This is a genomic window from Vibrio sp. YT-15, assembly GCF_033337445.1.
Taxonomy (GTDB): domain Bacteria; phylum Pseudomonadota; class Gammaproteobacteria; order Enterobacterales; family Vibrionaceae; genus Vibrio; species Vibrio alginolyticus.
On the sequence record NZ_JAWOQR010000012.1, the window covers coordinates 133,837 to 142,824 of the forward strand.

Annotated in this window: 3 protein-coding genes and 1 pseudogene; all 4 read right to left on the reverse strand. The window is 42.6% G+C overall.

Going from position 1 to position 8,988, the window contains the following annotated elements; all coding sequences use genetic code 11:
* Positions 1-64 precede the first annotated feature (64 nt).
* Positions 65-4,753: an OmpA family protein gene (locus tag R7D93_RS19575; protein ID WP_318129518.1), complete on the reverse strand. Its 4,689-nt coding sequence runs from the start codon at positions 4,751-4,753 to the stop codon at positions 65-67.
* A 31-nt stretch (positions 4,754-4,784) separates the two neighbouring features.
* Entirely contained in the window at positions 4,785-6,026 is a 1,242-nt protein-coding gene (locus R7D93_RS19580; RefSeq protein ID WP_029835127.1) for a hypothetical protein, read from the reverse strand.
* Positions 6,027-6,049: 23 nt separating this feature from the next.
* The gene (locus tag R7D93_RS19585) at positions 6,050-7,705 is read right to left on the reverse strand and encodes a hypothetical protein (protein WP_225496132.1); all 1,656 of its coding nucleotides are present in this window, start codon (positions 7,703-7,705) and stop codon (positions 6,050-6,052) included.
* Positions 7,706-8,474: 769 nt separating this feature from the next.
* Positions 8,475-8,988, reverse strand: a pseudogene (locus R7D93_RS19590) (hypothetical protein); the annotation flags it as partial.

The following is an 8,988-nucleotide window of genomic DNA, read 5'->3' on the forward strand; positions in this document are numbered from 1 at the left end:
AAAAGAAAACTCTAAATTCAGTATGAAGTCATAAGAAAAGAAAAACCGCCCGAAGGCGGTTTTTTTATTTTCCTTCAAACAACCACTTTTTGAGTATTTGCTCTCGTTGTGCAGATAGTGGAAGCTCCTTCGCTACTGAGTAATCTTTCATGATTGGTTCCGCATTCATCCAAACACTCAAAGGGGTAGCCTTATGGGACATCTTACTACGGTTTAAACTTGCTAAGTTGGAATCAGCATCGTCAGTCGTTCCTGCAGTATATTCAGAAATAGCTTTAAACTCCTTCTCACTCATCTCATACCAACTCTGGTTGTAATGGATTTCTCGCGAGTTGAACATAGTTGGCGCCGTTGTATCTATAGCTCGAACAGGGAGCCTTTGTGATGAAGCGTTTAAAGATAGTCCAGCTTTCCCATCAATATCGAGCATGATGTATGGGGCATCGTTTCCTCTAGGAATAAACGGGCGTAAGCCAGTCATCTCTTTCCCGGTTGCGTTAGTGTACTTCAGTGATATCTCGACTGCGTATAGATCAGTGTCGACAAAGTCTGGTGATAAAACACCTTCCTTAACCACCAAGTCGTTTACAAGCTTACTTAGGTTGCTAGAAATATGATCCGATACCTCACTCAGGCTTTGCGGTATTGATTTAGGTTTGAATGACACCTCTTTCTTCTCGAGGTTCACTTCTACCTTTCCTAATGGATACAAATCTACATCTTGATGTTCAAAATTATAGAGACCTCTTGCATCGTTTGCTTTCAAACGAATGTCTACGGGTAAGCGGTGACGGTCAAAGCCTCCTCGCTCAAGTATTTGTTCTACATTTTCAACAGATTTTGTACTGACGATGAGCAACAGCTTCGTTGCTTTTTCAGAAGTATCATAGGATGGCTGCTTCTTCGTCCAACCGATCGCCTCCATTATATCGTCGTGCTTACTTCCGGGAATGAGGCTCTTCACGCTAGCGTCATAAATGTACAAATTTGCCTTAGCATCTGAGAATAGCTCCGGATATTCGACCGCTTTTTTGCCCGCTCTTGCTAAGAAAGTTTTCTCATATAAGAATTCATGCTCTTTTGACATAGTTAAATTAAAGATGGATGCCTTATCCGTACTAGAGGTAATCTCCTTACCATCTTGAGTTTTAAGTACGAGCTCTCTCTTATACGTTAACTTTGATTCTGTTTTACTGACATTTGGTACACCGACTTCTAGAAGGTAACGCATCACATAAGCCGCTGAGTGCTGTTCATCTACCTGACCAAACACCGACTTCCATTCTTTGCTACCGTAGTCATCAGCAATAGGTTTGATGCCACTCATGATGTTGCATCCAAAGTAATAAGTAGGACTTACAACAACACCGTATAGCGTCGTATCTGTCTCTAACATTTGTTTCTCTGTTAAATACGCTCTCTCAGTTTCAACTAGTGATTCCGGTGCAATTTCACGAACATATTCAGTAGTGTAAGACCCAAAATCGTCAAAGAACCTATTTTGCCTCACAGGTCTAACACCCACAGGCACAAGAGTAAGCAAACCTTCTTCTTTGAACTTGGTCAGCGTTTCATCCTTCATATCAAGAATAATAAGTACTCTAATTGGCATAGTCGGCGTAATAGCTTCACCGCTATTAACCCTGTCTTCGAGTGGGAGCCATTCATCATTGACTTTTACGGAAACCATATGCCCAGCAAACATAGAGTCATCGAGCTTAGATAAATCGGGCGCTTTTAACAGAGATCTAAGCTTAGTTAAACTAGGGTCCGCAACAGTATGTATAGGACAGAATTTTTGATATGCCTGCGATTGTTCAAGCGCTTTTACCCCAACCTGAGATTGCTTCGCTCGGTATGTTACGTAACTCGTCATTGCAGCAAAACTCAGCACACTTTCCGAAGCACTACGGTAAATATTCTTTGTTTCTAGCCACGCTTCATCAAGGTGGAAAGAAGGAAGCCAAGTCCCCCCCAAATCCCAATCATCACTTAAAAGATAGGTCTTTATATAACCTTCAATATCAAGATCTCTTTGCCCTGACGTCAAGTGATTAACCACGTAATATTCCGAAACGTAATTCGTTGTTTTGTTCTCTTCTTTTATTTGAGATTCAAGTAGAAGCAATCGTAGCAGCCCATTGAGCGCTATAGCGCGTTTTATATATGCCTTGCCAACAACACTCAGTTCATCGAATGCAGGTAAACCGCGATACAGTAACGCCTGTCCTACCACATCAAATTCAGAAAAACGTTTCTGCTTCTCTTTATATTCTTCTACTTCTTTATTAAGAATTTTGGCTGCACCATCCAAAGTAGAAACCAAGGTTTCGCCTGACCAATACAACCCATATGCTAACGCGGCTCCTGGACCAAGCATTGGCGCAGCAAAGCCTAATGCAATATCAAAGGCTTGGCCGGAAAATTTCCAAATTTCCTCATGGACTTTCATCTCTGCTAAAACCGCTTTCTGTCGATTTTTCTCCAGAGTAAGCAGCCAACTTCTACAAGCAGGATATTCAAAAGCAGAGTTGAGGTAGAACTTCATCTCCGCTCGACGACTTAAGCGCCTGTTACTCGTATCATTATCGGCATAAACGCCTTTACCCAGGGCAGATATTCGATGCTCCCACTTAATAGCATCAGTGCCAAGATCTTCTAAAATAGAAGATTTAAGCGCCGCAGCACGTTTTTTTGAGAGTTTAGTGTTGTATTCCACCGAGCCAATATCACACGTATATCCTTCAATGTTCAGCAACATTTCTGACTTTGTATTACGCAGATATTCGGCCACTTTAGAAACGAGCTTCTTATCAGAATTGGCAAGTTCATCATTTGCACTATCAAATTCAAAAAACAGTGTGAGATAGCTTGCCTCACCCTCTTTTGCCTGTTTTTTTTCTAATAGCGGACTACCATTTAACAGCACTTTATGACTTACACTTTTATCAGAGAATGCTTCAAGGAGCGCTTTTTTATGCTCCGCTTCAGACTCAAGCAGTGCCTGACGATCTTTTTCATCACTCAATAAAAGTGTTGATATTACCGATTGTGTTTTCTGACCATATTCCTTTGATTTATCAATATAGGCGTTAAACGCCGACTCGGAATTCTCAATACCTTTCGGAATTTCAAGGCCACTAGAAACAAGCTCTGCAAAACCAAAAGGCTTATCAAGTGCATATTCAATAGCCCGAACGGCCGGCTTTAAAGGGGTTAAGATCTTATCGTCCACCTTATGCCAAAAATGCTGTAACGCTGGTGGAATCGTATAAACGCTCGGTAAGGCATTCCCAAGGTGATTTGACCAGTTAAGGGCACTAGCTAAGTCAGAAATAGGCGCAAGTGTACTTTGCGCAGGTGGCTTTAGCTTTTGTGCAAAATCTAAGAACCCCTTCGCTTTAGCATCAATACCGACTGCCAGTTTTAAAGCCTTTAAGAGCGGATCTCCAGCTTGCTCTCGATTCAAAGCTGCGCTAAATGCTTTATGGACCGTCGTCATACTGAATGGGTCCATCACACCAGAAGCTGACGCGGCTATCACCTCTTTATATTTACCAATTGAATTGAGAATGTTAATCGACGGTTGCACACCATTGGCAGGTTTGTTTTCGCTAGTGTAAGGTAGATTTTTACTCCAATCGAGCCAGCCTTTAAACGTGTCTGGCGCATGTTGGAAAAGCGACTCTTCAACAGAAATAGGATCACCTGACACAATGATGCTGCGCCCTGCTATGGAATAAATAGGCAGGTGTAAGACTTGCTCAGACAAAGAGTAGCAATTGTTTGGGAGATTTAACTTAGCAACCTGAGCCATCTGGATATCTGAAGGTTCAAGTAATGCATCCCAATATCGCTTAATTCCCTCTAAATCTATATCAAAGCGGACTAATTGCTTAATTTGTTCATCATCATCTAGATGACCGCCAGTGATCCAAAATGTGGCGACATATTGAGTCACCTCTTCTGCATCTTGGGCGTCACTCGCTTGGTTGGCAATATCATAGTATGTTACTGGCCTCACTCGACTGGTGATTTTATTGCCTATATCTTTAGCATCCCCTTTAATGATCAAGTTTTCCGGTTGTCCAGACAAAGTAACTTCCGCGCCCTCAAAATAGTCGGCAGAGAAGAAAAGATTGATAGTCCAAACTTGAGGAATGCGCAGATAATAAAAATTATGTTTATAGTCTCCACTATAAATTTGTTCGTACAGACGTTTATAAGCGCCTTTTTTTTGACACAGTTCCTCTTCTGCCGCTTCAGCTTTATGGATAAAAAACTCGGCCAATTCGGGCACTAAAAGTCGTCTCTCGGATACATCTTTGTCCAAATCTTCTCTGATTTGCCAGTCACGCAAACGTGAGACTTCAACTTCAGCACTCGTGATAACGGCCTCTCTAGCTAATTGTGCTAGGCGTTTCGTCCAATCAGTATCTTCGGACATAACCGCAGCGGGCATTAAGTATGGTGGAATATAGACCGGCTTCAGCTTCTCTTTAGTGCTAGAGATAACCAATGGCGTAGAAGCAAGTTTGTTCCAATCAAGCTCTTTTACAGATTGAACCTTAGTATTCCAGCCTTGTAGCCGACCTGATGAATCACTGAAGTATAATGGTGACTCGTTCTTACTACTGCTACCATCCGCAGTTTTATCTACCGCCAACTCGGGTAGGGCAAGCGCAAAACCGGGTAATGGATAAAGCCCATTGCCAGTAATGGCTTCTCCAGTCGGTCCAACTAATTGGCCCATCAAATAGAGAGAGTGCTGTTCAATCTTAGCCCTAGCCATGATTACGCTCCTCTAGTACCACTTTCGCTTTTTTTAGGTCAGCGTAGGTTGGCAGTGGGTAGAGTGACTCGCTCCAATTATCCGTCTCTTTATGCTCAATTACATACTGGCTAAAGCCAAAGCCATAGGCGGATTTTTTAACTCGTTCTCCATCTCTAAAACCTACAAACCCATATATCATTTCTGTAGTCGGGCTGTTATCGGTGGATTGGTGTAATACGCGGGTTATGTTTCGACCATGAACAGGGACGAACCACATATCACTACCATTAAAAGCCAACAGATCCACTGTAGCAGGAAAATCGCCTATTTTTTCAGATGGTCTTCCCGAGCGGTATGCCGCACCTCCGAGGCAATAAAAGCCATCTCCGTACGTACCGCCCCAGACATTACAATCGTAGCTAACCGGAGTAAAATCACCGCGATCGATCAGTTTTAAGGTTTTGGCATCAAACACAAATGTGTTCCCACATTTTGGAACATCACTCTCCCCAAAAGTTTCGAGATACTCCTCTTCCTCTCCTTTACAACCAAATCCCGCCAATCCCGGTTCATAACTAAAATATATAGCTTGTTCTGACTGACTCATATAAGGCTTGGCAAAAGAAGTCATGTAACGTGCGTCTGAACCATTTACATCAGTAAATTTCACTACCTCTTTTGTGTCTAGCTTAACCAGCAAAAGTTCATCGCTTTTTTTCACAACAACTTGTGTGCTGTCCGTATCCCACATAATGTCGTGACGAGTTGAGCCAGACTCCTCACTAATGTTAGTTATTTCGCCATTATCTAGATCATACAGCGCGGTACTATCTTTCTGAGGGACAACAAGATAGCGGCCGTTAGGCGACCGTGACATATATTTAGCATAATCAATCCCAGTATTAGGCGGGGGTGGCAATATCCCTTCAGGGATCAGTAATTGAGGGTCAGTACCATCAATGTTTAATGCCCAGTAACTGACCTCAGATTTTTCTTCCGGGTTAGCTACAGTAAACAGGACCTGAGGGAGTGTCACATTTTCAGTATTCCAATCTGCAACCTTTGGGTTATCCGGTATTTTAAAATCATACTGGTAAAGCCAAGTATCCGTTTTACCTTTGTACAAATCTAGGCGGTCTGCCATGCTCTCTATTCGAGCTTTCTCATCAAAATAGGGTTTAGTGGCAATGTAACCAGCACCTGCGGCGGCAATAGTCGTCAAACCCAAGCCGAGTAATATTTTCTTTTTCATTCTTAATCCATTTTCTAGTTGGGTTATAAAGACCAATCCAGCATTAATGACTCAAAACGTTGTTTTTCTTCTGTTGTCATACCTTTAGGCTTATCGTTTAACTGAGCCTTTGGCGGGGGTTCAGTAGCGCTCTCAGGTTCAACAAATAAATCGTTGTAAGCGACCCGATCAAAAAGTATGTGACGACTGTCTGGGTCTTGGTCATGTACCAGGGACATAGTAAAGACCCCGTCCAATGGCAGCCCGCTTAATAACGCTTGCTGCCAATCGTGGTCTTCCCCTTCATAAAACTCTAAATCAAAGACGTCTTTATAATCGCTATTGTGATCGATCACATAGAGTGAATTCAAAGCGGTGATGCCAGACGTACCAACATCCACTCGGAATAATAGGCCACTGTTTTTTCCATCCACATAAGCAATGACCGTATTACTCTGGTCGTAACTACGTACTATGGCCTGTTGGTCACTCAGCCATGGCATGTCGTCTTCGGTCACTTTGTGGATGGCTGCGCTGTCTACATCGGAGGTGAATTCTTTTGCACTGAATGACTGTGCGTCACTGTAACTGCTTAATTCATCTAATGGCGTGCTGGACTTCTCTAGCAAACCAGCATCCGATTCTAATGCTTCAATTTGAGCAAAGCGCTTTTGCTTTGGTGAGAAAATGATCTTGAGTCCATTTTCTCCCTGTTGGACTTCACCCGATATTTTGTAAGGTGCCCAAAAATGCGCCATAGCAAAACCGCTTGCGCTTCTTTGTATTACCTGAGGTGTGTCTTTTTTCTTTTCTTCTTGCTCTAGCGTGCGGTAATACTCGACGTCAACATCTTGGTAGTAACCTTTCTCGTTTATCGCCATCTCTCGCCAGAGCTTTCCTTTCCAAAACACATAAAGGAAACCACCACGCAGGTCAGAAGCTTTTGCTTTGTCGTTGCTACCATCTAAGTAAGCCAAAGGTCTCACCGGCACCAACACGTTGTCCCACTCATCCATCTGAGTTTCTTTATCAACGGGTTGCAGGTCTTCGGCGAGTTTAAGCAAGATTGGCTGAGGCTGGTCAGAACAAGGGATTTTGATATAGAGCGTTTTGCCCTCAGCTTCGAGATCTTTAAATGTCGCGAGGCTGCGGTGTTTGTTTTCGGTATCAGCCTTGCCTACAGTCACTTTTTCTTTTTGTGCTTCGGTTTTTCCCAACATCAAACATGCCGCGTTGCTAGACCACTGCCCTGCAAACTCGACAACGATTTTTTGATCTGGGCTTGGCTCAGAGGGGACATGCGTGTAACTACGAACTAAAGCAACATCGTCGGTAACCTGCTTGTATCCTGCTTTAAAAGCTTTGCTTTCATTCGAAGCTGATACAAAGTCAACGAGTGATTTAAGTCTAGGGAAGCTTTGCAGCTGAGAGTCCGTCAATGGCGAACGACGAGCAACGGTAGATAATGACACCCAATTGCCTTTCCCCAATTCGATTCTTATCGCAGCTAGCAATGCGCTGGTCGTTTTTTTGGCAGAGATGGAAATCTTTTGCGCCAATTCTTTAGGGAGGTTTCTAAGGATGTCATCTGAATTTCGCAAACGCGAAAGCTGTCCTATACACTCGTCCGGTGTAAGAACATAAGATAGCTCGTTGGAGGATAGCTTCGAGCTAGGTATAAATTTGCAAACTAAATGCATTTGAATTCTCCACAACCAACATCGTAAATATGGCTGCGGTGACAATTAAGCTGATAAGGCTTACAAGTACGATTTGGTCTGCGTATCCTACTTACTTAGCCATTTATTTTCAACGAGATAGAAAAATCGCCCGAAATCAAAAACACCAAAAAAAATGGTGATTTTTACTATTAAAACATGCGATTTGGCCACAATAAAAGCCAGTAACATCACCCACTCTGTCAAAATGGTAAAATCTTACTATCTAAAAAAAATTTAATTTATGGACTGAAGTTAACAAAAATCGTAGTAACGTGCGCTTCAGGTAAGCACGAGGAAATTCAGAAGTTTATGAGGTGCCCTCCTCAGCAACAAACAACAAATTGACTGTTACTGAGGAAGTTTAAATAAAAAGGTGAGCGCATTACGCACTCACAAAAGTAACTGCTCTGAAGCTTGCTAGGATTAAATTTGCTTCATCGCGAGTTAAAGAGGCGAGGTATGACCCATCGACCTCATGCAGAACACTATACTCAGAGTATAGAAACGAGCGTAAATATATAATATTTAAAAAGATTTTCAACGCGACACATTCACCACAGCACCTGCCGAGCGACCATCACAATCACTTCATACACACCTAAAAGCAACATTGGCCTAGTTATTATAGTTATTCAGCCTTGTATTAAGACGATTCATTAATTCGAGTAACTTATCAATAAAGGCAATTATTTTGATAAATATCACAAAAAGTCCCAAAGAAATAAAGCGAGCTAAACGCTCGCTTTATTTATGCCGCATTTTTTAAAGTTTTGTTATCACTAAAATATCGGTTGTAAACAGCACCTAAGGAGGCTGTACTTGCGAAACGATCATAGTTAAATGTTGCTTGAGCCTCTTCCGCAGAGGCGGAAAGCTTGTTGGTACCATTTACATAAATCGTCACTACACCCTCCTTGAGTCCTGAGAGATCTAAATCAGTTGTCCATGAGTCTGAAAGCACGGTAGCCATGCCTGTGGCTTCTGTACCATCAGCGTCGACTGCTTTAATATCTATGAACTCACCATCTTCAAACCGTTCACTGCTACCACTTACTGTCACGCTTTCCACTCCAGTAACATCGTTGATAACGTCTAGGTGTATTGTCGGTGTAATTGGCATGGAGTAAGCCGTGTTCTGACTACCGGTATTCCCTGATAAGTCTTGGTAGTCACGAACAAGCAACGCCACATTGAGCTCTGACGTGCTTGGTACCACCACATCACCAGTCCAAACACTTGGGTCCGCGGTTGCCACTAATGAA